This window comes from Pseudomonas marvdashtae (assembly GCF_014268655.2).
Classification (GTDB): domain Bacteria; phylum Pseudomonadota; class Gammaproteobacteria; order Pseudomonadales; family Pseudomonadaceae; genus Aquipseudomonas; species Aquipseudomonas marvdashtae.
The window spans coordinates 2,127,788-2,152,955 of sequence record NZ_JABWQX020000001.1 but is presented as its reverse complement, the minus strand read 5'-3'; the positions used below and the strand labels follow the sequence as shown (position 1 = coordinate 2,152,955).

Here is a 25,168-nt window from a genome sequence, read left to right as displayed (position 1 = left end):
CACGGGACTCCAACGGAAGCACCAAGGCACCTGCAACCTAGATGAGCAAACGTATCTCATGGCCTGTACTTACTAGCGAGTGATTACCGCCAACGAGAAAAGCGTCGGTTCAATCACCGACTATGATCGAACGATCAGCGTTTGAGGATTGCCAGTGTGAATCGCTGGGAGAAAAATCAGGCTACCAATAACAATTCAAATCCCGTCTTGCTGTAAGGGGAGGCCTGTATGCAAATTGAGCCGACACAACCTGGGCTTAAGCCCAAATCCTTAGGTGTCTCCGACATCGTCTTTTTTGTAATTGCAGCGGCGGCCCCGCTCGGCGCCACCCTGGGTGCTGGCCCTGTGGTTTTTGCCATGGGAGGTGCAGGCGCTCCTGGTATCTATCTGATCGCCTCGCTGGTATTGCTGCTGTTTGCAATTGGATTTGCAGCCATGAGCCGCCATGTGATCAGTGCGGGTGGCTTCGCCGAGCTAGTGACTCACGGATTGGGGCGACCAGCCGGCAACGCTGCTGGCGGGATTGCACTGCTTGCCTATATAGCTATGTTGACTGGCATTTACGGCCAATTCGCTGCCTTCGGGGCAGACCTTGCTATGTCGATTGCAGGACTGCGGGTGGACTGGCGCGTCATAGCTCTCATCATAATCGGACTGGTAGGAATCTTCGGCTACATGGACGTTAAGGTGTCAGCCAAGGTGTTAGGCGTGCTGATGATTTTCGAGATCCTGATCCTGCTTGTCTTTGACATCGCAGTCATCGCCCAAACGGAAGCCAAGAGTTTCTCCTGGAATGGCTTCATGCCTTCTCAGATATTTACTCCTGGTCTCGGGGTGGCATTGATGTTCGCGTTTTGTTGCTTTGTAGGGTTCGAGTCCACAACCCTTTACGGCGAAGAAGCGAAAAACCCAAGTCGTACCGTTCCCCTTGCTACGTATGTAGCCATTGCCATCATCGGTATCTTTTACACGCTTACAACGTGGTGCCTCAGCCTGGCTTATTCAAATAGCGACGTCCAAAGTGTTGCCGGCGCTGACATGATAAATTTTGTGTTTAATGCCAACACGCAGTACGTCGGCGCCCTTTCCACAGAAATCATGAAAATCCTGGTAGTCACGAGTGTATTCGCGGTCCTGCTCTCCTTCCACAACGCTCTCAGTCGCTATCTTTTCGCATTGGCCCGCAATCACTTCGTACCTCGACAGCTCAGCCGAGTACACCCCAAACACGCAAGTCCACACGTCGCTAGCGTTGCGCTCTCAATCACGACCGTTGTAGCCGTGGGATTATTCATCGTCACCAATGCCGACCCGATCCAGCATCTCTATCTGTGGATGGTTGGGCTCGGCACCCTCGCTGTTCTGGCCCTACAGACCCTCGGTGCCGCCGCTGTCGTCGGTTTCACTCTCAAGACTCAAAAGTGCAGCAGGTGGCAAGGCGTAGTCGCCCCAACACTCGGTGGATGCGGACTGGCGACTGCCGTTGTTCTCGCCGTGGCGAATTTTGATGAGCTGACTGGCGCTAAGGAAGGTATCGCAACTCTGCTGCCTTGGCTCGTCGTGATAGCCGCATTGGCGGGCGTTATTAACGGACTCAGGGCTAAAGAGAAATTTCCTGTCACACCGGTCATTTCGTAGAACGACAACCTCCCCCCTGTTCAAATTGAACGAACCGTTACAGGTGGTTCTTTTAATCGCGGAGCCACCTCGCAAAGGCTGCGGCGCAGAGTTGATTCCATCCTTGCCAATAAATTCGGAGAATAACGTGAACAACCATCAACCTTATAGCGACCTCAATCTGCAACTGATAGGGGGCGTTTGGCGGGAAGGTCGAACAGGACGGTCTATGACTGTTCGTGATCCTTTCACGCAGCAGCCCCTGCTCGAAATCCCGTTGGCGAATAAGGAAGACTTGAACGAAGCTTATGCTAGAGCGCAAGCGGCACAGCCCGGCTGGGCAGCCACGGGGCCGTCTGCGCGAGCCGAAGTGCTGCTAGGAGCCGCTCGGATTTTTGATGAGCGCCATGACGAATTGGTTGATTGGATCATTTCCGAGTCAGGAAGTACGCGCATAAAAGCTGAGATCGAATGGGCGTCAGCGAAAGCTATCACTTTGGAAGCGGCTTCCTTTCCAAGCCGGGTTCATGGTCGCATCGTGGAGTCCGATGTGCCGAACAAGGAAAGCCGAGTATATCGACGCCCAGTCGGCGTAGTTGGAGTGATTAGCCCTTGGAACTTTCCATTCCATCTCACCCAGCGATCACTCGCCCCGGCATTGGCGCTCGGTAACGCTGTAGTTGTGAAACCTGCCAGCGATACCCCAGTCACCGGAGGCTTGCTGCTTGCGCGCATCTTTGAAGAGGCCGGATTGCCAGAAGGTGTGCTCAGTGTCGTAGTGGGGGCTGGCTCGGAGATTGGAGATGACTTTGTGCTCCATCCAGTACCGAGCCTCATTTCCTTCACTGGGTCAACGCCGATTGGCCAGAACATTGCCCGCCAGGCAGGCAGCGGCGAATACCTGAAACATGTGGCATTGGAACTAGGCGGTAACAACCCTTTGTAGTGCTCGCCGATGCGGATCTCAAGCAAGCAGTTCACGCGGCTGTTGTAGGCAAATTTCTGCATCAGGGCCAAATCTGCATGGCCATCAATAGAATTATTGTGGAGGAGCCGATTTACGACTCGTTCGTTTCCCTGTTTATCCAGCGCGTGAGCGACTTGATAATCGGCGATCCCAAAAATGCGGCAACCTCGGTTGGGCCCGTCATCAACCGAAAACAGTTCGACGGATTGGTACGCAAGGTCGAACAAGCCAAGGCAGAAGGCGCAACGTTGGCTTATGCCGGCGAATCTGCAGGACTGGTATTGGCGCCGCACGTTTTCACTGAGGTGACATCTGATATGGAGTTGGCCTACGAAGAAATTTTTGGGCCGATCGCCGGGATAATGCGCGCAAGGGACGCCGATCATGCATTGGAACTGGCTAACGCTACCCGTTTTGGCCTTTGCGCCGCGGTCTTTTCAGGTGACGTTGAACGAGGTGTTCATTTCGCACGGCACATCCATTCGGGCATGGCTCATGTGAATGACATGCCGGTGGCAGATGCTCCTAACGTCCCATTTGGTGGGGAGAAGAACTCAGGCCTTGGAAGATTCAACGGTGACTGGGCAATTGAAGAGTTCACCACCACTCAATGGGTATCTGTTCAGCGGCAACCCCGCCACTATCCCTTCTGAGTACACCCTCCAGTTGGCCAATTGACTGGAGGGGCAAAAACCCACTCTTGGGGTTCGCGAGCGGTTAAGCCACTTCGAAGCGCCGAGCCTCAGGAATACACGAAAGAGAACTTTCAAGCGTCTCTGTCACGCAGCGTCGGAGCGATCTAACAGCCGGCGACCGGTTGCCGGCAAGTGTTGCCAAAGCCAATGAGCTACGTGGTGCGTCAGCCAATGGTACATAGCGCACGCCTGGGTGACTGAACAAGCGTGTGGCGGTAAGTGGGAAGGTATCAAACGCGCCGCCATAGGCAACCGCAGCCAAACTCTCTGGAATCGATTGGACATACGCGCCAATCCGGCTAGCCTCCTGCCGCTCTGAGCCCAAACTCCAGTATGCGGCCCATTCGGCCGGCGCTCCCTCGCCCGCTACTGCAAACGGTTGCTCAATCAGATCTGAGATTGTAAGGATCGAGGCATGCGCCATTTCATGATTGGCCGGTACGGCAGCCACTCGCGGCTCGTCAAACATCACATCGAGCTCAAGACGCGGATCGTTAATCGGTAGCCTGACGAGGGCCGCATCCACTTTGCCCGAGATCAGAGCCTGGACTTGATTTGTCATGGACAGCTCAGTAAATACCAACCGGATGTCAGGATTGCTCTGCTGAAAGAGCGTGAAGATAAGGTGAGTCAGTTCGCCCGCTGCATCACCGAAGAAACCTAACTTCAAAACACCCCGACTGTTTTCAGCAAGGGCACGGCACTCCAAGATCGTATTGTTCATGCTACCCAATAGTGTTCGAACTTGTTCTATGAACCTCTGACCTGCCTGGGTCAATGAAACACGGTGACTGGTACGTTCAAACAATTTGAAACCTAACTCGCTTTCAAGTTTCGCAATTTGAGCGCTCAGACCAGATTGAGCGATATTCTCAATCTCGGCAGCCTTACCGAAATGAAGGGTCTCAGCCAGCCTGGTCGCTAAAAGAAGTTGTCTAGTGTCCATTGAGGGGTACCCTCTACTCACGGAACATTTGGGAAAGCAATACGCAGCAAAATTCATGCAAATTTTTGACGTAGCGGTTGAACAGCGAAGCCTTACCCGACCCGTGGGTTTACGGGAGCCTTAATTAGCTTAAAAAAAGCTCCACAATGGCGCAATTCACTAAAAAAATACCTCTTCACGGGTTCTCAATGATGCTTGACGAGCCTATGCGGCGATCGCCGGCTGTCGTAGGGCCGATAAAGAAATCGCAACTCTTTGAGAATCCCAAAAACGCCTCAATTGGTGCGTCCCGTGGGCAGGTAGGAAGCACTCGGTAACAACGCGTCTCCACATGGTAACACTACGGCAAACCCAACCTCATCTGCGCTCTTCCGCCCATGCAGCAGACTTTTTAATCCCTGTCCATATTCCTTTGATTCCGAGCATTGAGGATGACTGGATATCCTTAGCGACCAAGTTTTCAATCCGTTGAATTTATTTGCCAGTACCAGCGATCACGAAACCTGATCAAGCGATCTAAAAATCACCGTTGCCCAGATACTAATTGAGAAAATATGATGACCTTAGCGTTGGTCAAATGCACAGGACAGAAGCTGCATCAACGATGCAACATATAGAGCTTCACGACCCGCAGTTCTGGTATTGAATTCAAAAAATAGCCATGCGCAAACCTGTTAAAAAGCCTGGACCCATTCAAAGCAACCATAATTTCAAGCCACTTTGGAAATAGCCATGAAGCTTAACTACCAGCAATCGCTAAAAAATTTCTCTGAAGCCTTTAATCTTTCCAAGGAACAAACATCGAAAGGAAAGGAGTATATTCCAGGAGGTTTTAGCAGGCGCACATTTGGCTATGGCCCGCATGCAATCTTCGTCGACAAGGGCGAAGCACAATATCTTTATACTGTCGAAGGTAAAAAACTCCTCGACCTCAATAATAACTTCGCCACCAATGTACTGGGCCACAATCATCCTGCGATCTTAAATGCAATTCATGAAACGCTACCGAATGGGTTCTCATTCGGGAACCCTACGAATCACGAGCTCGCGCTTGCCAAACTGATTTGCGAGCGCATTGACTCTGTTGAACAGGTTAAATTTTTTTGCTCTGCGAGTGAGGCATGCTTGAGTGCCGTGCGTATCGCAAGAGGCTATACAGCGCGTAAGAAGATTGCCAAATTTGAAGGTGGATATCACGGTTTCTCCGATGACCTCGCGATTTCCGCTCACCCTGACCCGAACAATTTCCCTGGCCCAGATACTCATCCAAAGGCTCTTCCAGACTCTGCCGGAATTCCCGCGTATAAAAGCGACAACGTCATTGTGCTGACCCAAAATGATTTTGATTCTTGCGCAAAAATCCTCCGTGGCAACGCGGAAGAAATCGCGTGTTTGATTATGGAATTGCAGACTTGCGCCGGTGGGATTGTAGAGCTTGATAAAGATTTCGTGCAAAAGCTTCGGGCGCTTACCAAGGAACTGGGCATTCTCTTAATCGCTGATGAGACCATCACACTCCGTGCAAATTTCAAAGCGCTGCAAAGCGAGTATCAAATCAAGCCGGATTTGACGGTCCTCGGCAAAATGATCGGTGGCGGCCTACCCATTGGCGCAGTGGGCGGCAGCAGAGAGGTTTTCCGGGTCATCGAGGAAAACCAGGTCATGATCTCGGGCACCCACCATGGTCATCCATTGGCCTGCGCGGCGGGCATTGCCTGCCTTAAAGCCATGGATGAGAGGGCTTATGCGCGACTCAATGAAATGGCAGCGAAGATCAAATCTGAGCTGAATACCTGGGCCAAAGCGTCCAAATATCCATTTACCGTTTTCGGCTCCTTCTCAGTATTCGCTTATGCGTTCACTAAAGAGCTCGGTCAGACCATTAATACGCACCGCGACTACTGGCATAAGATTGACGAAAACAGCATGGGTATCTATGCACTGGAAATGGCAACACGTGGCTACTATCCTGTCCATCGCGGCCAAGTGGGACTCACACTTCCGATGACAGACGAAGATGTCGAGGGCTTCATAGAAACCACTAAGGACATTATTCATCTCATTTACGCGAAGGATTAATATCCCATCGCCACATGCCCCGCCGGTCCTCGATACGCCGGCACGATTGCTGCGTATCGAGAGCCAGGAAAAGAGTCTTGAACCTCTTTTTCATACGGCCATCTCTATGTTTTTTACTCACTTTGAGGCCTGAATTTTCGTCCGCTGAATCAAGCCAGGGTGTAGTCCGGTGACATACCCAACAGCTGTATTTCCGCAATGCCAGTGTGTGTCGAAGCGAAAATGAACGACTCACTCTGAAACTGATAACTACCCTGCAGCGTGACCTCGAATCTGGCACCTGACTCATCGGTCTCCAGGCTTCTGAGATAGGTAAGCGTGTTATCCGCGTTTGTCCTGACTTGAAGAGTGCCGTTGTGACCGCTCCCAAGGCCGACGAAGCCCAGGGCCGAGACGTCAATCCTATCGACGCCTTGTTCGAAACCAAAAATGCGATCTGCAGAATTTACCGAGTCCGTCCGGTAACTGTCGCTCACTGAACCGAAGTGGAACGCATCAATGCCACCGCCCCCCACTAAAAGATCCCGTCCCGCGCCGCCATCAAGCGAGGTATTTCCCAGGCTGCCGGTCAACGTATCGTTCCCTGCCAATCCCATAAGCGTTTCTGTCCAACCGTGCGCGAAGAGGGAATCGTTGGCGTCGCTTCCACTCAAGAGGCCGGGTGTAAAGAGGAGGTTGTTTGCATCCAGCTGTTGACTGAGGTCGCCATCAAACACAAGCTCGAAGCGCTGACCGTCGGGATCAGCATCGTAGCTCTTCAGGTAGGTCCGCGTGCCCTCCTCGTTCACCTTCAATGCAAGCGTTCCCCCATGACCATTACCCAACGCCGTAAAACCAAGCGCTGAAAGATCCAGCATATCCTCGTCTGCATTGAAGTCGCGGATTCGATCACTAAAGGCAGTATCAGCGGTTCGGAAGCTGTCCGTCATCGACTGGAAGCGGAACACGTCATCGCCCTCACCCCCGGTGAGCAGGTCGCGGCCACCACGGCCATCGATCAGATCGTTGCCGGCTCCACCTGAAATTGCATAGTTGTAGGAGTGGGTACCTACTAACAGATTATCCGCTGTACCACCGGTAAGGTGCCTGTAGCCGTCGTCAGGATTCCCAAAGGTTGTATCAAGGTTGCCATCCGGGTCCAGCCGCATAATGCCAAGATTGGTCCCATCAGCAAAGGTGGAAACTGTTCCGGAAACGAGGATTCGACCGTCAGCAAGCACCACGGCATCTCTTCCACTGATGCCCGGCGCGGCGAAACCGTCGGCCAGCTGCCCACTGCCACCGAAGGTAGTATCGAGACTGCCGTCGGGATTGAGGCGATAAATGCCCGCCCCATTCTCGAAACTGCCAAGGACGAGAATCTTTCCGTCGGCCTGTACGGTGACCCCTGAAGCGGAACCCTTCGAATAGGACGCGATGCCGTCGACATCAAATTCCTTGTCCAATGTTCCATCAGCGTTCACACGGACTATGCCTTGAGTGGAAGTCAACAGAACCTTGCCGTCCTGCTGGAGCGTCAAGCCGAAGGGAGAATAATTTCCTACGCCAGCAATCTCCAGGCGCCCGTCGCCGCCAAAGCTCAGGTCGATTTCACCGTCTGGCGTGAGGCGCGCAATTTCCGTGTAACTTTCGTCGTCCACAGCAGAAAAACCTACCAGGATGCTGCCGTCTGCCAGCACCGCGATTGCATTTTGCGCATCGTCGCCCACTGGGGTAACCACCCTGCCACCTTCGCCAAAGCTTTTATCAAGGGCACCGTCGATATTGAATCGCGATACCGTTGCCTTGGAGCCTGAGTCGATCACAAGGTACTTTCCACCTAACTGCACCGCTGCCCCGCCGCCAAACTCGGCAGCACCGCCATACCAATAGCTGACGTAAGGGCCTAAAAAGCTTTTGCCATCGTCACTGAAGCTCGTATCGACAGTGCCGTCAGGATTGAACTTGCTCAGGGTAGCCCGGTAGTCGGCCGCCCAATAATCATCATCGAAGGAATAGGATGAGCTGTACCCCGCGAACCAGATAGAGCCATCGGCGTCCGCCACTATGCGACCGGGCTCATCTACACCGGTGTAGCCTACGGTAACCAGACCCGTCTTGAGTGGCGAGTTCTGGGGGGAGCGGAGTGAATCTTCCATTTCACAGTCCTCTTTCAGCATGTTTTAGACGGGGATAACTCTAGTCCACATTGATTGACGTTATGGCTTGATGCTTGCGCTTTCCATTAAGAATCGTAGTCGCAGGCGATCCAATTCCAGGATGCCTTTGAGGTGGGCAAACAACATTTCGACCTTTGCGCATACATCGACCAAAATGTCATGCTTCCCGCGCCAACCGAACCTTTGCCCCCAAGCATCGTCCGAGCTTAAGCGTTTAAGCTAACTGCTCGCCACGAGGTTCCGTTTGAAAGCTGCCATCGTCAAAAATTACCGTCTGATCGTCAAGACCATGGGCTATGTGGGCTGGGCGTTGTTCTGGTTGTTGCTCTGGGACATCGCCGTCACGGTGGACTTCATGCTATTTCTCAACGCCAAGCTGAACCTGCCGCTGATGCCGCTGACCTTGCTCGGCTCGGCGTTGGTGGTGTTGATCAGTTTCCGCAACAGCAGTGCTTACAACCGCTGGTGGGAAGCGCGGACGCTGTGGGGGACGATGATCAACAACTCACGCAGCTTCGCCCGTCAGGTGCTGACGCTGCTGGACGACGCCGACAGCGAGGTGAATCCGGTCAAGTCGACCCTGTTGCGCCGCCACGTCGCTTATGTGAATTGCCTCGCCGCGCATCTGCAAGGCCAGCCTTGTCCCGAGGAGGTGCGCGCCTTTATTCCGGCCGAAGAGTTTGCCCGCAGTGGCACGACCAATAACTTTGCCAACGATATCCTCACCGGCTCGGCGACTTTGCTCGCGCGGGAATACCAGGCCGGGCACCTGGACAGTATTCGCCTGGCGCGTCTTGAGTCGACGCTGGTGGACCTGTCCAACAGTCAGGGCGGCATGGAGCGGATCGCGAATACGCCGCTGCCCTACCCTTATGTGTATTTTCCACGGCTGTTTATCTCGCTGTTCTGCCTGATTGTGCCGGTTGGACTGGTGGAATCCCTGGGCTGGTTCACGCCGCTGGCTTCGACCGTGGTTGGGTTTATGCTGCTGGCAATCGAGCGCATCGGCACCGATCTGCAGAGCCCGTTTCGCCACAGCGAACATCAGATCCAGATGGAAGCGCTGTGCGAAACCATCGAAAAGAACCTGCAGTCGATGCAGCGCGATTCCTTGGGTGATGTGCGCGGGCTTAAAGAGAACGCTTGAGCAATCGGGAACCGGCTGTGCTTGTGAAGGCTCCCGAATGAATCAAAACGCCGGCGCAACATCCGCGTGATTACGTCCAATGGGCGCAAGGCAGGCATAACCAAGCTCACTTTTCGGAAGATCTTTTATGAAATCACCAAAAGTCGATGATTACATCAAGCAATGGCCATTGCTGGGCATGGGCTCTGCTGCCCCTTGGGCGGTGGCTCAGGATTGCGAGAATCGGATCCTGGCATTGCTTGAAGCGCTTGGCGCGGGATACCGGCGTCAAGGCAATATTGCTGTTCATGAAACTGCCGTCATTGAGCAAGGAGCCGTACTGAAGGGCGCAGTGATCATCGGCGAGGGCTGTTTCGTAGCTACGGGCGCGTACCTTCGTGGAGGTGTGTATCTCGGGAGAAACTGCATTGTTGGCCCCAGCTGTGAGCTGAAAAGCACCTTCATGCTGGATGGCAGCAAGCTTGCACACTTCAATTTCGTTGGCGACTCATTGATTGGCGAGTCGGTAAATGTTGAAGCCGGTGCGATCATCGCAAACTATCGTAACGAACTGGACGGGGCTGATATAAAAATCCGCCACGAAGATTATGTGATCGAGACAGGAGTCAGCAAATTCGGAGCGCTGGTGGGTGATGGCTGCAAGATTGGCGCAAACGCAGTGATCGCTCCAGGCGCTTTATTGCGGCCAAAAACATATGTTCCTCGTCTTGGATTGATCGACCAGTTCGCCTACGATTAACATTCTTAACCGTTGGTACCGTCACAAAAACGCCCTCCCCACCGGCCCAAGCCCACCGCATATAAACCTAGGCCCGTTCCCAATCTCGAATTTTCCATCGCCCGATTGGGCGATGCAGAACGTACCGACTCTTTCGAGGCACAAGCAGTAGGGTAAGTGCAGAAACAAAACAGACGATCGCCATACAACCATTGATATCAGGAAATCCCAGGCACAAAAAAAGCCACTCATCTCAGTGGCTTTTTTCTGAATCTTGGGAGCGGGAAACGAGACTCGTATCTGGTGTCCGACTCATTGAAATCTAAGGGGTTTATTTTCTTTCCGAAGTAAGAAAGGACTCAATTCTGGACTTGTTTTTAGAGTATTTCAAGATCAAAAAAAGGTGTAACTCTACGCAAGGATATTGGCTTCTACCCACAGCCAATGGAGAACATTGCTGATTGCCGATAGCGCACATTATGAGTCTCCTGAGGGTGAGCTTAGACTACCGAAAATAAAGTGTCCCCCTGCAACAGTTACGACCCATGTTCAGCTCAGGGCGTAACTGTTGCCCGTTCAGTGGTCAGTCGCTCCAACCGACCACGCCCTTGATTTCCAGAAAGTCGTGAATGCCCCACCCCGCATACTCGCGGCCATTGCCGGATTGTTTGTAGCCGCCAAACGGTGCGAGCGTGTCCCAGACCGGGTAATTCAGGTACACCGAGCCGACACGCATCTGTTTGGCAACGGCGCGGGCATGCTCGATATTACCGGACTGTATGTAGGCGGCCAGGCCGTAGACGGTGTCGTTGGCCATTTCGATGGCCTGCGCTTCGCTGTCATAGGCAATGATCGACAGCACGGGGCCGAAGATTTCTTCGCGGGCAATGGTCATCTGCGCGGTCACGTCGCCGAACACGGTGGGTCGCACATAGTAGCCCTTGTCCAGGCCCTCAGGACGGCCCAGACCGCCAGTCACCAAGGTGGCGCCCTCCTCGATACCGATGGCGATCAGGCTCTGAATCTTGGCGAACTGTGCGTCGCTGATGACCGGACCGAGATTCGTGCTGGCCTCCTGCGGGTTGCCGGTAACCAGCTGCTCGGCGGTTATTTTGGCAATCTGCAGGGCACGGGCATGCTGCGCGCGTGGTACCAGCATGCGGGTCGGCGCATTGCAGGATTGCCCGGAGTTCGAAAAGCAGCCCTTAACCCCCTTGGCCACCGCCACATCAAAGTCTGCGTCTTCCAGCAGGATATTGGCCGATTTACCGCCCAACTCCTGAGCCACGCGCTTAACCGTATCGGCCGCTGCCTTGGCGACAAGAATACCTGCGCGGGTGGAACCGGTGAACGAGACCATATCGACTTTCGGGTGGCTGGCCATGTAATGGCCCACATCCGGCCCGGTGCCGTTAAGCAGGTTGAACACCCCGGCCGGCACGCCCGCCTCATGCATGATTTCGGCGAAGATGATGCCGGTCAGAGGCGCGATCTCACTGGGTTTGAGCACCACGGTGCAACCGGCGGCAATGGCGGGCGCGACCTTGCAGACGATCTGGTTCAGCGGCCAGTTCCAGGGCGTGATCAGGGCGCAGACGCCGATGGCTTCACGCATCACCTGAGTAATGCCGTGCACTTCGTTGAACTGGAACGTCTCCAGGGCACTGATGGTCGACTCCAGGTGCGCGCGGCCACTCCAGACTTGTGAGTCACGGGCAAAATGCAACGGCGCGCCCATCTCCTGGCTGACGGCCTTGACCAGGTCTTCGTAGCGCAGGTTGTAGACCCGCAGGATGTTTTTGAGCAGTGCCAGGCGTTCGCCGACGGGGGTTACAGAGAACGCGGGAAAGGCCCTGGCAGCAGCGTTTACCGCGCTGTCCACATCCGCCGCGTTGCCCACCGCGATGCTGATGAAGGCTTGCTCGGTGGAAGGGTCGATCACCTCCAGGGTGTTGCCCGACTGGGTGTCGACCCACTGGCCATCGATGTAGAACTTGAGCGCATGGTTCATGGTTTATCTCTGGATAACTCGGAAAGAGGTGCCCTCAGCGGTCCGTTTCAAGACACGCTGACGGGGCGACATTCATGCGTGAGTGAGGTACCAGCGCCAGTCCTGCTCGCCGACCTCGGCATTGAAGGTACGGAACTCGCGCCACTTGATCGCCAGGTACACCTTGAGGAATTCAGCGCCCAGCGCCTCGCGAGCCCAGGTAGAGCGTTCCAGTGCCTGCAACGCGGTCAGCCAGTCGGTGGGTAAAAAATCGGTCGCCTGTTCATAGCCGTTGCCCACAATCGCAGCGCCAGGATCGCTCTGATGCGTGATGCCGTGGTGAATGCCCGCCAGCAACGCGGCAGCAGCGAGATAGGGGTTGGCATCGGCACCGCAAATGCGGTGTTCAATGTGCCGACTGATCGCAGGGCCACCGGGCACGCGGAACGACACCGTACGATTGTTGACGCCCCAGCTTTTGGCCAGCGGCGCGTAACTGCCGGTCTGAAACCTGCGATAGGAGTTGGCATGGGGGCAAAAGATCGCCAGCGAGTCGAACAAGGTTGCCATCATCCCGCCAATGGAGTGACGCAACAGCGGCGTGCCCTGCGGATCTTCGCTCGCATACAGGTTGTTGCCCTCCTCGTCGGCCAGGCTGACGTGCAGGTGCAGACCGCTGCCGGCCTGATCGCTGAATGGCTTGGCCATGAAGCACGCTTGCAGCCCGTGTTTGTTGGCGACACCCTTGACCAGGCGTTTGTAACGTACGCCTTCATCGATGGCCTGGAGTGCGTCGAAACGATGCTCCAGCGTCAACTCGAGCTGACCCGGCGCATACTCGGAGATCGCCGTACGCACCGGTAAGCCCTGCAGCGCGCACGCTGCGTAGAGGTCATCAAGAAACGGTTGAACCTGTTCGAGTTCGTATACGCCATACACCTGCGGAGCCACCGGACGTACGCCATTGGTTTGCTGCGCCGGCTGCGGTCGGCCGTTGACGTCGCGCTGTTGGTCCAGCAGGTAAAACTCCAACTCAACGGCCATTACCGGATGGAAGCCATCGGCTTTGAGCCGCTCGATGGTGCTCACCAGTACATGGCGCGGGTCGACGGGCGCGGCGGGAAGACCCTGGGTGGGGTGCATGCTCACCTGCACTTGACCGGTTGGTTGGGCGCGCCAGGGTTGCAGGGTCAGGCTCCCCGGCAAGGGATAGGTCCAGCAATCAGCGTCAGCGACATCCCAGACCAGGCCAGTCTCGTCCACGTCTTCACCCTGTACGGTCAAGGCAAGAATGGAGCTTGGCAGTGGCCGACCATTTTCATAGATCGCCAGCAGCTCGTTACGATGCAACAGTTTGCCCCGTGGCACGCCATTCGCGTCGATCAGGAACAACTCGATGCTCAGCACTTCAGGGTGTGCGGCGAGATAATCCTCGGCCTCTTTTCTATCAGAAAATTGCATGTCAAACCTCTTGGCGCTCATTCAAGCGCCTTGGCAGTATTTGAAAAAACGGCGGCGTCAGCATCCACTTATGAAGAGAGGACCCGGGCTCCCGGCAGCGCAAGCAGCGTGGTCAGCGCGTTATCCAGTTCACCGATCAGCCTGTCGATATCTGCATCACTTGTTTGTGGACAGCACAGGGTCATGTTGTGAAAAGGTGTGATCAGGATGCCGCGATTGATCAGGTAGAGGTGCAGCGCCATTTGAAGGCTGTCATGAAAAGCCGCCTCGGCTTGCGCACCGGTTCTGGGCGACGTGGCACAGAATTGAAACTCACAACGAGCGCCCAACTCGGTGACAGACCAGTTCAGTTGGTGGCGCTTGAACAACGCGCGAAATCCCTGCGCCAGTCGTGAGGCGACAGACAGCATGTGCTGGTAGGCTCCGTCGGTCATGACCTCTTCAAGACTGGCGCGCATGCAGCGCATCGCCAGCGAGTTGGCGGACAGCGTTGTTCCCATGCCACTGTGTCCATGGCCGCCGCCCTCTGCGCTCATCTGCACGTCGCGCATGGCCCGGGCAACTTCCTCGGTCACGCCAAACACAGCGCAAGGCATGCCCCCTGCGATGGGTTTACCCACCACGAAAAAGTCGGGTTCCAACGCCCATTGGCGCGTGCATCCACCCAAGCCCGTGGAAATCGTGTGAGTCTCATCAATGACCAGCAGGCTGCCATATTGGCGGGTCAATTCTCGGCACTTTTGCATGAACCCAGGATCGGGCAGGACCATGCCGATGTTCGTCATCGCCGGCTCGCACATCAGCGCGCACACATCGCCCTGAGCTAACGCAGCCTCCAGTGCGGCGACATCGTTGAAGGGGATGGATCGACTGTACTGGCTCAAGTCGTAGGCCTGGCCCACAAGACCCGGACGGTGCACTGTCTTGCCGTCGCGGTAGCGCACCATCACGTCATCCACGGTGCCGTGATAGCAGCCGTCGAACACCAGCAGGACATTGCGTTTGGTGATGGCGCGCGCCCAGCGCAGCACATAACGGTTGGCGTCAGTCGCATTCGCGGTCACTTGCCAGTAAGGCAGCCCAAATTGCTGAGCCAGCAACTCGCCGCACACCACCGCGTCCTCGCCGGGCAGCATCGTGGTCAAGCCATTGTTCGCCTGCTCGGCGATGGCGCGGGCAACAGGATCAGGTGAATGGCCGAACATCGTGCCGGTGTCGCCCAGGCAAAAGTCAATGTACTCATGGTCATCAACATCGGTGAAGCGTGCACCTTTGGCACGCTGCACGAACAGCGGCGAAGGCATCGACCAGTCGCTCATCCAGTGCATGGGCACACCGTTGAACAGATTCGCCCTGGCACGCTTGGCCAGCGCCATCGACGCTGGGTTGCTTTCTATGAAACGCTCACGCTCGGAGGCGGTAAACGCAGCAATCGCTGATTCACTAATTCCACTTTTCGACATGATCAACACCCTGTGTTAATGACAAAAATCAGTTAAACGTCGTCGTTCAGACAGGAACACTCCACCGCCCCCATCTTTAAGTTCAGGCCCGAGGGGCTTTGTTCTCGACCAAACAGTTCCCGCCATCCACCACAATGACTTCACCGGTGATGTAACTGGATTCAGGCGACGCCAGAAATGCAACCGCCGCAGCCACTTCGTGAGGGCTGCCTGCCCGGCCCATCGGGGTGAAGCGTCCCGCCTCGGCTTCAACGGGTGAGGTTGACCCTGTGGTAATCCAGCCCGGCGCGACGCTGTTGACGGTGACCCCTTGCCTGGCGACTTCAAGCGCAAGCCCCATGCTCATGCCTACCATCGCGGCCTTGGCGGCGCTATAAGCCGCCTCGCCCGGGTTGCTGCACCGAGTGCCTGTGGTGGAGCTGATATTGATGATGCGCCCGTAATTTCGCGCCCTCATACCGGGCAGAACGGCTCGCGTCAGAAGAAAGGCTGTGGTCAGGTTTCTGCCCAGTGAAAGATTCCACTCCTGCAGTTCCATCGTTGCCAATTCCGAGAACACCTCAGGGCTTCCTTGCATGGCCATGCCGGCATTGTTCACCAGAATATCCACCCGTCCCCAGACGGACTCTGCCCACAGGCTCAAATCACGCACCTGACATTCATCAGTGAGGTCAGCTGGCCGGCCTTCCACTTCGAACCCTTCAGCTCGCAGCTCTTCAATCCGCTGCGAAATACGCTGACTGCTCGCCGTAATGATCAACTTCACTCCGGATGCAGCCAGTCTGCGAGCGATGGCCATGCCGATCCCGGCTTCACTTCCGGCACCGCTGACCAGTGCAACGTGCGCGCCCAACTCACTATTGAACACAGTGCTCTCCCGCTTACTCGATGGGTAAAAGGATGGCAATCAGGCAACCGTTACCACGCCGCGATATGCGAATCCGCCCGTGGCTCAGTGCCGCCGCACAACACGCCGGTGACCGGGTCGCGCAGGATGATCTGCCCACGCCCGTAGTCGGTCAGGTCGCTGTCGGTCTGTACCTTGTGCCCGCGCCGCGCCAGCGCATTGACCATGTCGCGTGAAGCACCGTGTTCGATGCCGACCTTCATGTCGCCCAGCCATTGCCAGCGCGGCGCGTCCAATGCCGCCTGGGGGTTGAGGCCGAAGTCCACCAGGTTCATCACCATCTGCACGTGGCCCTGGGGCTGCATATAGCCGCCCATCACGCCGAACGGTCCAAGGGCCTTGCCGTCCTTGCTGAGGAAGCCCGGGATGATGGTGTGGAAGGTTTTCTTGCCCGGTGCCAGGCAGTTGGCATGCGCCTCATCAAGGCTGAATTCCTGCCCGCGATTCTGCAGGGCGATGCCGCTGTCGGGCAGCACTACGCCGGAGCCGAAGCCGTGGTAATTGCTCTGGATGAACGAGACCATATTGCCTTCGGCATCCGCCGTGGCCAGGTACACCGTGCCGCTGGCATGGGGGTCGCCGGGTTTGGGCGGCTGGGCCTGCTCGCCGATCTGGTCACGGCGGCGGGTGCTGTAGTCATCGCTGAGCAGGTCGGCCACCGCCACGCGCATGTGCGCCGGGTCAGTGATGTAGTGCAGGCCGTCGCTGTAGGCGAGCTTCATCGCCTCCAGTTGGCGGTGCCAGGTCTGCTGGCTGTCGCGGTGATCGAAGTTGAAGCCTTCGAGGATCTTCAGCGCCATCAACGCCACCAGGCCCTGGCCGCTCGGCGGGATTTCCCAAACGTCGACACCACGGTAATTGATGTGGATCGGCTCCACCCACTGCGCGCGGTAATCCTTGAGGTCGCTGGCGCGCAGGTAGCCGCCGCTGGCGCGCGAATGCGCATCCAGGCGCTCGGCCAGAGCGCCGCGATACAGGCTTTCGCAGCCGGTGGCGGCGAGTTCTTCCAGGGTGCGGGCCTGGGCCGGGTTGCGGAAAATTTCGCCCGCTTGGGGTGCGTGCCCGTCGACGAGGAACGTATCGAACCAAGCTTGCAGCACGTCATCGCGGTGCGGGCCGAATTCGTTCAAGGAGATCTGCCATTGGTGGGCAACCACCGGCGACAGCGGAAAACCGTCGCGTGCCAGGCTGATCGCTGGTTGCAGCAAATCGGCAAACGGCAACTTACCGAAGCGTTTCGACAACTCGGCCCACGCCGACGGGCAACCCGGCACCGTAACCGGGGTCCAGCCGTACAGCGGCATCTGTGTGTGCCCCGCCGCCTTGACCGCTTCGATACTCAAGGCGGCCGGCGCGTGTCCATTGCCATTGAGGCCATGCAACTGGCCCCTGCACCACACCAGGGCAAATGCATCGCCGCCCAGGCCGCAGCCGGTGGGTTCAACCACAGTGAGGGCCGCCGCCGTGGCAATCGCGGCATCGATGGCATTGCCACCCTTCTGCATGATCTGGATACCGGCCTGTGCCGCCAGAGGCTGCGACGCCGCGACCATGCCGCGACGGGCGAAAACGCTTTGGCGTTGCGACGGATAGGGATACTCGTGAGCGGAGAATTTCAACATGGCAAAGGCTCTTCAAAAAAGGTCATAACACACGGCTGAGAAACGCCCGGGTACGTGGATGGCTGGGGTGGCTGAAAATCTGTTCCGGCGGCCCTTGTTCGATCAGCTCGCCCTGATCGAGCACCACCACGCGGTCGGCCACTTCGCGGGCAAAGCCCATTTCATGGGTGACCACCACCATGGTCATGCCCTCCTCGGCCAGCTCCTTCATCACCTGCAGGACCTCGCCGACGGTTTCAGGGTCGAGAGCGCTGGTGGGTTCGTCAAACAGCATGGCCTGGGGTTTCATCGCCAAAGCACGGGCAATCGCCACCCGTTGCTGCTGGCCGCCGGAGAGCATCGACGGGTAGTGGCTGGCCTTGTCCGCCAGGCCGACCCGCGCCAGCAAGCCGCGCGCCTGTTCCAGCGCCGCCGCACGCGGCACGCCGAGCACCTGGATCGGCGCTTCGATGATGTTCTCCAGCGCGGTCATGTGCGGGAACAGGTTGAAGCGCTGAAACACCATGCCGATGTCGCGACGCTGGCGGGCGATGTTGCGCTCCGAATCGCGTACCAGGCTGCCGTCGCTGCGTTCGCGATAGCCCATGGCGCGGCCGTTGACGCGAATGCGCCCGCCCTGGATGTCTTCCAGCAGGTTGATGCAGCGGATAAAGGTGGTCTTGCCGGAGCCGGAGGCGCCGATCAGCACCACCACTTCGCCGCGCCGTACTTGCAGGGAGATGCCCTTGAGGATCTGCAACTCGCCGAACGACTTCTGGATATCCTGTGCGTCAATGATCAGCTCTTCACTTTGGTGCGCCATGGTTAACGTCCCCTCAGCAGTTTCAGGGTGCTGCGACCGAACATGCGGCTGGCGGCCGGAGGTGGCGCCGAAGGCCGATCGGACTGGCCGAAGCGGTGTTCGAGCCAGCGTTGGAAAAAGCCCCACAGGGTGGTCAAGGTCAGGAAGTAAATGGCGACGACCAAGTACAACTCGAATACGCGAAACGTCGCCGAGGTCACCATCTGCGTGCTGAGCAACAGCTCCTGCACGCCGATCACACTCACCAGCGTGGTGTTCTTGAGCATCACATTGAACTCATTGCCCAGCGGCGGCACGATCACCCGGAACGCCTGGGGCAGCACAATGCGCCGCATCAACTTGCCGAACCCCATGCCCAGGGAACGTCCGGCCTCGTACTGGCCCTTGTCCACCGCGCCGATGCCGGCGCGGATGATTTCGGCCATGTACGCGCCTTCATTCAGGCCCAGGGCGATGATCGCCGCCTGGATGTTGCCGGGGATGATCAGCCCGAACAGCTCGATGTCCTCGAAGCGGAAGATCCCGCCCGCTGCCAGTGCGGTGTACAGAAACACGATCTGCACCAGCAACGGCGTGCCGCGCATCAACCACACGTAAAAGCGCACCGGCAGATGCAGCAGCGGGTTCTTCGACAGGCGCAACAGCGCCGCCGCCAGGCCCAGCGCACAGCCGAGCAGCATCGCCAGCACGCTGATCAGGCAAGTCAGCCACAGCCCGGTGAGGTAGACCCCACTGGGCTGCAGCAGGTATTGCCAGAACACATCCCAATTGAAATTCATCGTTGTAGAACCTCAGTCGAGTGTGTCGCTGCTGACATGCCATTTGTTGAGCAATTGCACATAGCTGCCGTCGCTACGCATGTCGCTGATGATCTGCTGCACGGCAACGGTCAGTTGCGGGTCGTCCTTGCGCATGCCCAGGCCGGTGAGGATGCGGCTGAACGCGGGCACGCCTTCCTGGAACAGCTCCGGGGCCATCGCGGCGTAGTAGCCAGCGGTTTCCACGGTGGTGCCATAGGCGTCGACCTGGCTGATGCGCAGGGCCTGGAAGGCATCGGTGTCGGTGTTGTACACCACCAGTTTCATCGGGGGCTTGCCGGCCTTGGCGAGGCTCTCGTTCTGGGTGTCGAGCAGGGTCTTGATGGTGGAGCCGTTGAGCACGGCGACCTTGTGCGTGGACAGGTCATCCAGGGTCTTGATGCCCTTGGGGTTGCCCTTGGGTACCACCACCGCCTGACTGGAGTACATGTAGTTGACGATGTCGATCACTTGGCGGCGCTCGGGCTTGTCGAACAGCTGGTCGACGATCATGTCGCACTGCTGGGCGAGCAGCGCCGGCACCAGGCCGGAAAACGGAATGACCCGCCATTGCACGGTTTTATTGCCCAGGCGCTTGGCGATTTCCAGGCCCAGGTCGACGGTGAGCCCACGCGGTTTCTGGGACTCGTCGAAGGACACCAGGGGCGGTGAATCCATTCCCGAGCAGTAGGTGAGTTTATCGACCTTTTGCAGGCGCTCCGGCACCTGGGGCGCGGCAAACGCCCATTGTGTACAGAAACCCAGGGTGACAGCCACCAGCAAGGCGCGGTGTTGTTTATGCATGACCAGACACTCCACTTCGTTGAATAACGGGGGCAGGACTAAAGTCAAAACACGGACGGGTTAGGCCCCGCCTCTCTTATTTTTCCAGTTGCAGAAATCGAATCAGTAGCGGCACGGTGCTTTCGATGTGTTCGCGCACCACGGCTTCGGCGCGGGCGGCGTCCCCGGCGCGAATTGCGTCGAGGATCACCGCGTGTTCCTCGCGCGCGCTGAGGGGTTTTTCGCTGTGCTGCAGCCACAAACGCATGGGGGCTTCCACCAGCGAATACAACGCTGAAATTTGCTTCATCAAGCGTGGCCGGCCGCTGAGCCCGCACAGGTATTCGTGAAAGGCGCGGTGGCGACGGACCCACGCGGCGCTCTCGTCGCGGTAGTCATCCATCTCGTCCAGCAACCGCTCCAGCGCCGCCAACTGGCGCTCACCGATGCGGCTGACCGCGACGCGCACCGCCAAGCCTTCAAGCGCGCTACGCATCTCGAACACCTCGTACAGATCATCGAGATCCAGACCGCTGACGATGGCACCGCGATTGGGCCGCAGCGTTACCAGGCCCTGGGCATCCAGGCGGCGGAATGCCTCGCGCACCGGCATGCGGCTCATGCCGATCTCGCCGGCGATATCCTCGGCAATCAGGCGATCGCCCTTGCGGAAACGGCCGCCGCAGATGGCATCGAGGAGGAAGTTGTAGGCCTCCTCTTCCGCAGTGAGAGGCTGGCGGTCAACGTAAGCGGGGGCAAATTGCATAGGGTCAGCCTCTTTGTATTTTTGTATCCAATTATCCACAAATACAATAAAGCACGGTGCGTGCCAATAATGCTCATGACAGGTTAACTGGCTGATTCAAATGCAATCCTTGGTTTTTACGCAGGAGAGCGGTCGCAGGAAAATCGCGCTACGTGCTACCAATTGGCACATTGACGGCCTGGTTCTGTGCAGGACAGTAGCGGTGTCCATCGACAGGTTCTTTGGGGGAAACCCGATTGAATATGACGCTCACTGGCAATAGGGTGTATAGCCATACCGAACATTTTGATAGAGCCACTCCAATGCGCGCTGTCCTCTTGACTGACTTGCTTTTAAAAAACCTTGATAAGCAGTCATCGATTCCGATGCAAAAGCAGATGTATGACACCATTCGGTTTGCAGTGCTGGATCACACGTTGATCTCGGGGCAGAAGCTTCCCTCATCCCGCGCATTGGCCGCTGACCTTGAGGTCTCTCGGATCACCGTATCCCTGGCTTACGACCGACTGATCGCGGAGAACTATCTGGTTACCCGTGCCGGAAACGGGACATACGTGGCCCCTACCCTGAAGCAGCCACTGAGTGCTGCGCCCGGAAACGTACATACGCAGCACTCCATGCAGCTTTCCAGGCGCGGTTCTCAATTGACCTCATTGCCGGGGGGTATGGGAAATACCACTGGAGCATTTGTGCCTGGGGTTGCCGATTCGCAAGCCTTCCCGTTTCATATCTGGAAGCGGCTCGTTGCCAGATATCTTTCGAAAGGCAATCTGGCGCTCTCTGGCTATGCGGACCATGGCGGATTACGCCAACTTCGGGAGGCGATAGCGGGCTATCTGAAAATCTCACGATCCGTCAATTGTGATCCTGGCCAGATCATTATCACGACCGGTACACACCAGGCCGTTGACCTCTGTGCGAGATTGCTTGCAGATGCAGGCGATACTGCGATCGTCGAGAATCCTTGCCACTGGGCCTTTCCTACCGTCTTTTCAGCTTCCGGCCTGAACGTGGCAGGGGGTGAGGTTAACGAACAGGGTTTGGACCTCGCGAACAGTGACGTCCCGCCACGGACAAAGATCGTCGTCGTGAGCCCGTCGCATCAATATCCGACGGGCGTCGTGATGCCGTTGTCCAGGCGCCTGGAGTTGCTTCAAAGCGCCCGAGCACAAAATCTATGGGTCCTGGAAGACGACTACGACAGCGAGTTCAGATACGACGGCGCCCCGCTGCCTTCGCTCCAGGGTTTGGACACTGATGGACGCGTTATCTACATCGGCACCTTCAGCAAGGCGATGTTCGCAGGGATACGCATGGGCTTTCTGGTGGTACCGAATCACCTTTCAGAAGCCTTTGCCAAGGCCAGCACGAAGCTTTTCAGACCCGGGGCTTTGCACCTCCAGGCAGCGCTGGCTGACTTCATTCATGAGGGGCATTTTGCCCAGCATATTCGCAGAATGCGTACCGAGTATTCATCCCGGCAAGATCTATTGAGATCCTCTCTTGAAAAGTCGCTGGGTGACATGGTGAGCCTTTCCAGCGCGCGGGCGGGCCTTCATGTTTTTGCCGAGTGTTCTTCACTGGTGAATTATCAGAGCATGATTAATGAATCCAAACGCGAAGGGATCTTCCTTGGAACGCCCTGTTTTGTAAAAAATATCCCCAGCCTGGAAAACAGGTGCTTCGTCCTTGGTTTCGGCGCAGTACCGCTGGAAAGGATCGAGGCCGGCGTGCATTCTTTATCGACGGCCATGAGTCGTAGCCTCTACTGATTCAAAGATTCTCCAGCGCACCCGATGCGGCCATCAACAGCTGTTGCGCGTGAGCCTCATTGAACGTAAGCATTGGGCGAATCTTCAGCACATTTCCCCGTGGGCCGGTTGCGCTGATCAATACGCCACGCTGGCGCATACCGTTCACGATCTGGTCGGCCACCCCTTTGGCGGGAGCCTTGGTCTTGCGATCGACTACAAGCTCCACGCCAATAAATAGTCCATCGCCTCTGACATCGCCAATCAGCTCGATTTTTTCGGCAAGCTCCCGAAAGCCAGCATGAATAAGCGCACCAATGCGCGCCGCGTTGTCCTGCAGCCTATCGTTCTGGATCACTTGCAGTGTCGCCATCGCGGCGGCGCAGGAAACGGGGTTGCCGCCAAACGTATTGAAGTAGCGGGCTTGATCTCCAAACGCTTGAAGCACCTCGGGCCTGGCAACCAGGCCCGCGATGGGATGACCATTGCCCATGGGCTTGCCGATCGTCACGATATCGGGGATGAGTCCATGCCGCTGAAAGCCCCACATGGCCGACCCGGTTCGCGCAAAGCCGGATTGCACCTCGTCCGCAATATAGAGGCCTCCTTCGGCGCGTATCAAATCCACAGCTTCCTTCAGAAAGCCCTCCGGGTCGCAAAACACGCCGTCGCTGGAAAAAATGGAATCAACGATTAACGCGGCGGGTTTGATGCCGTGTCGCTTGAGGTCGGCAATGGCCTCTCCTACCGCTTTCGCGAAGCGCGCACCAATATCTTCGCCGCTGAAGAGATACGTATCCGGCGCTTCCACCGCCCGCACATGCTGACCCAGTGGAACGCCGCCGCCAAGCGAAGGGGAAATCTCTGCAACAGAAGCCGTCACACCGTGATACGCGAGTTGAGTCACGATGACGCCGGTGCCGCCTGTAAAGTGCTTGGCGGTGCGCAATGCCAGGTCGTTTGCCTCGCTGCCGGTGCAGGTAAACATGACCTGTGACAGCTCAGCCGGAAACGTACCGACCAACCGCTCTGCATAATCAATAACCAGATCGTGGAGGTAGCGGGTATGGGTATTCAGCATTGAAGCCTGACGGGTTATGGCTTCAACCACTTCCGGACGGCAGTGGCCAATAGACGCTACGTTGTTATAGGCATCAAGATAGGGTCGTCCGTCCTGATCAAACAAGTAAACGCCCTCTCCTCGAACAATATGGAGTGGCTCCTCATAAAACAGACGGTAAGCCGGACCAAGTACCTTGTTGCGCCGTTTGATCATGTCGGCTTGTTGTAAAGGCAAGTGCCCCAAGCGCGCGGCGTCAAACGAATTGAGCATGTTGGAATCTTTTTTCATACGACCATCCCCGCTTCCTGGATTTTTTCTAAGATATAGATCTGTGCCTGACCCGGCCCAAATGCCTCAAGGCGCCGCAGCCCAGCCCATGCGGACGGATTGTTGCGGAGTATGTATTCGCTGTTTTCAGGATGGTCCCTGGCTCGCCACTCGGTGATCAGCACCGTGGCCAGCAAGCGGGCTTCGATCAACTTGGGGAGCAGATGGAGTTCCGATTGCGTGAGTGGGCTGACAGCGTGGTAGGCCTTTATGCACTCCACCGCATGACTCAACACGTTGTCACCCTCCGCCAACTGATAGGCACAGAGCACTGCCAGGTCCTGGACCCTTGGGGCCGAAACCATATCACCAAGGTCCAGGATCGCGGTGAGCCTGGTCCCACTCTCATCATCGACCATGATGTTGTACGGATTCATGTCGTTATGAATGACTTGCTTTGGTAGCTGCTTGAGTGCGGGTTCAGTTTCGGTCACGTAACGCTTCAAGCCTTCGAGAACTCGCTCACGTTTTTTATCATCGTCGATGTAACTCGTCAGCGCGCTCAACTCTTTCAGGTGCTGGATGTCCCACAACAGTTTGTGATTCATCTGGGGATGATTAAAACCTTTCAGCGCAATATCCAGATGTGCCATTGCCACACCTAGTGATTCAAGTAGCCTGGCGCTGCGCTGCACCTTGTAGAGTGGCGCGCCTGGTATGAAATCGATGACTCTGATGGCTTGGCTCTGTTCGGACCCGGGAATATTGCGGCGATGTACATACTCACCGTCAAGCGTCGGCCTCAACCTTGGCACCTGAACCTCTGGCCCCTTGTTCATGATGTGTAATTGAGCCTGGGTCTGGAAGTCGGTCACGCCAGGATCTTCTGATGGGTGGGTCGCCTTCAACACAAAATCACGCCCCTGGTCGGTCGAGATTTTAAAGTTCTGATCACGCTCACTTGTCAGTATCGACGCCTGCCCGTCAATGCCGAACACCGAACGGGCCAGGTACTGAGCTTGAATGGCAGACAAACCTGAGAAATGTGTGCTGAACAGATCGTTAGTCGTCACTTCGTCTTCACGCGCCGACCCGCTGGAGCGCTCTTGCTGTTCGTGCTGAGCGTGTGGATTGTGCATGAGATACCCCTGATATCTACCAGGGGAAA

18 protein-coding genes and 1 pseudogene are annotated in these 25,168 nt (G+C 56.8%); 6 read left to right on the top strand and 13 right to left on the bottom strand.

All coding sequences use genetic code 11. From position 1 onward, the window contains the following. Positions 1-228: 228 nt before the first annotated feature. Both HU742_RS09890 and HU742_RS09885 read left to right on the top strand, forming a co-directional pair. On the top strand, positions 229-1,638 hold the full coding sequence (locus HU742_RS09890) for an APC family permease (RefSeq protein WP_186642360.1): 1,410 nt from the start codon (positions 229-231) through the stop codon (positions 1,636-1,638). A gap of 127 nt (positions 1,639-1,765) precedes the next feature. Further along, positions 1,766-3,237 (top strand): annotated as a pseudogene (locus HU742_RS09885) (aldehyde dehydrogenase family protein). 64 nt (positions 3,238-3,301) lie between these two features. Here the strand turns inward: HU742_RS09885 and HU742_RS09880 are convergent. Beyond that, entirely contained in the window at positions 3,302-4,225 is a 924-nt protein-coding gene (locus tag HU742_RS09880; protein ID WP_186642359.1) for a LysR family transcriptional regulator, read from the bottom strand. Between the two features lie 732 nt (positions 4,226-4,957). Between HU742_RS09880 and HU742_RS09875 the strand changes: the two genes are divergently transcribed. Beyond that, positions 4,958-6,304 carry an aspartate aminotransferase family protein gene (locus tag HU742_RS09875; RefSeq protein ID WP_186642358.1) on the top strand — a complete coding sequence of 449 codons (1,347 nt, stop codon included), beginning with the start codon at positions 4,958-4,960 and terminating at the stop codon, positions 6,302-6,304. 149 nt (positions 6,305-6,453) lie between these two features. On the opposite strand, the gene HU742_RS09870 is transcribed toward HU742_RS09875, so the two are convergent. Continuing rightward, entirely contained in the window at positions 6,454-8,442 is a 1,989-nt protein-coding gene (locus tag HU742_RS09870; RefSeq protein WP_186642357.1) for a M10 family metallopeptidase C-terminal domain-containing protein, read from the bottom strand. 265 nt (positions 8,443-8,707) lie between these two features. Here HU742_RS09870 and HU742_RS09865 point away from each other — a divergent pair, with 265 nt between their 5' ends. Beyond that, entirely contained in the window at positions 8,708-9,610 is a 903-nt protein-coding gene (locus tag HU742_RS09865) for a bestrophin family protein (protein WP_186642356.1), read from the top strand. A 127-nt stretch (positions 9,611-9,737) separates the two neighbouring features. Further along, positions 9,738-10,349 carry an LbetaH domain-containing protein gene (locus HU742_RS09860; RefSeq protein WP_186642355.1) on the top strand — a complete coding sequence of 204 codons (612 nt, stop codon included), beginning with the start codon at positions 9,738-9,740 and terminating at the stop codon, positions 10,347-10,349. A 562-nt stretch (positions 10,350-10,911) separates the two neighbouring features. Here the strand turns inward: HU742_RS09860 and HU742_RS09855 are convergent. From HU742_RS09855 to HU742_RS09815, 9 genes are all read right to left on the bottom strand, one after another. Continuing rightward, positions 10,912-12,339, bottom strand: a complete 1,428-nt coding sequence (locus HU742_RS09855; RefSeq protein ID WP_186642354.1) for an aldehyde dehydrogenase family protein — start codon at positions 12,337-12,339, stop codon at positions 10,912-10,914. A 72-nt stretch (positions 12,340-12,411) separates the two neighbouring features. Continuing rightward, a complete protein-coding gene (locus HU742_RS09850; protein WP_186642353.1) occupies positions 12,412-13,779 on the bottom strand; it encodes a glutamine synthetase family protein in 1,368 nt (455 codons plus the stop codon). A 68-nt stretch (positions 13,780-13,847) separates the two neighbouring features. Beyond that, on the bottom strand, positions 13,848-15,242 hold the full coding sequence (locus HU742_RS09845) for an aspartate aminotransferase family protein (protein WP_186642352.1): 1,395 nt from the start codon (positions 15,240-15,242) through the stop codon (positions 13,848-13,850). A gap of 82 nt (positions 15,243-15,324) precedes the next feature. After that, positions 15,325-16,041 carry an SDR family NAD(P)-dependent oxidoreductase gene (locus HU742_RS09840; RefSeq protein ID WP_437179895.1) on the bottom strand — a complete coding sequence of 239 codons (717 nt, stop codon included), beginning with the start codon at positions 16,039-16,041 and terminating at the stop codon, positions 15,325-15,327. A 119-nt stretch (positions 16,042-16,160) separates the two neighbouring features. Continuing rightward, positions 16,161-17,771: a gamma-glutamyltransferase family protein gene (locus tag HU742_RS09835; protein ID WP_186642350.1), complete on the bottom strand. Its 1,611-nt coding sequence runs from the start codon at positions 17,769-17,771 to the stop codon at positions 16,161-16,163. 22 nt (positions 17,772-17,793) lie between these two features. Further along, positions 17,794-18,573: an amino acid ABC transporter ATP-binding protein gene (locus HU742_RS09830; protein WP_186642349.1), complete on the bottom strand. Its 780-nt coding sequence runs from the start codon at positions 18,571-18,573 to the stop codon at positions 17,794-17,796. A gap of 2 nt (positions 18,574-18,575) precedes the next feature. Continuing rightward, entirely contained in the window at positions 18,576-19,352 is a 777-nt protein-coding gene (locus tag HU742_RS09825) for an amino acid ABC transporter permease (RefSeq protein ID WP_186642348.1), read from the bottom strand. 12 nt (positions 19,353-19,364) lie between these two features. Next, complete coding sequence (locus HU742_RS09820; RefSeq protein WP_186642347.1) at positions 19,365-20,174, bottom strand: ABC transporter substrate-binding protein; 810 nt, start codon at positions 20,172-20,174, stop codon at positions 19,365-19,367. Positions 20,175-20,250: 76 nt separating this feature from the next. Beyond that, a complete protein-coding gene (locus HU742_RS09815; protein ID WP_186642346.1) occupies positions 20,251-20,919 on the bottom strand; it encodes a GntR family transcriptional regulator in 669 nt (222 codons plus the stop codon). 302 nt (positions 20,920-21,221) lie between these two features. Here HU742_RS09815 and pdxR point away from each other — a divergent pair, with 302 nt between their 5' ends. Further along, entirely contained in the window at positions 21,222-22,691 is a 1,470-nt protein-coding gene (pdxR, locus tag HU742_RS09810) for a MocR-like pyridoxine biosynthesis transcription factor PdxR (protein ID WP_186642345.1), read from the top strand. A gap of 1 nt (position 22,692) precedes the next feature. Here pdxR and HU742_RS09805 read toward each other — a convergent pair whose 3' ends face one another. Both HU742_RS09805 and HU742_RS09800 read right to left on the bottom strand, forming a co-directional pair. Next, positions 22,693-24,021, bottom strand: a complete 1,329-nt coding sequence (locus tag HU742_RS09805; RefSeq protein WP_186642344.1) for an aspartate aminotransferase family protein — start codon at positions 24,019-24,021, stop codon at positions 22,693-22,695. Then, on the bottom strand, positions 24,018-25,139 hold the full coding sequence (locus HU742_RS09800) for a phosphotransferase (protein WP_186642343.1): 1,122 nt from the start codon (positions 25,137-25,139) through the stop codon (positions 24,018-24,020). Before HU742_RS09800 ends, HU742_RS09805 begins: the two co-directional genes overlap by 4 nt. Positions 25,140-25,168 lie beyond the last annotated feature (29 nt).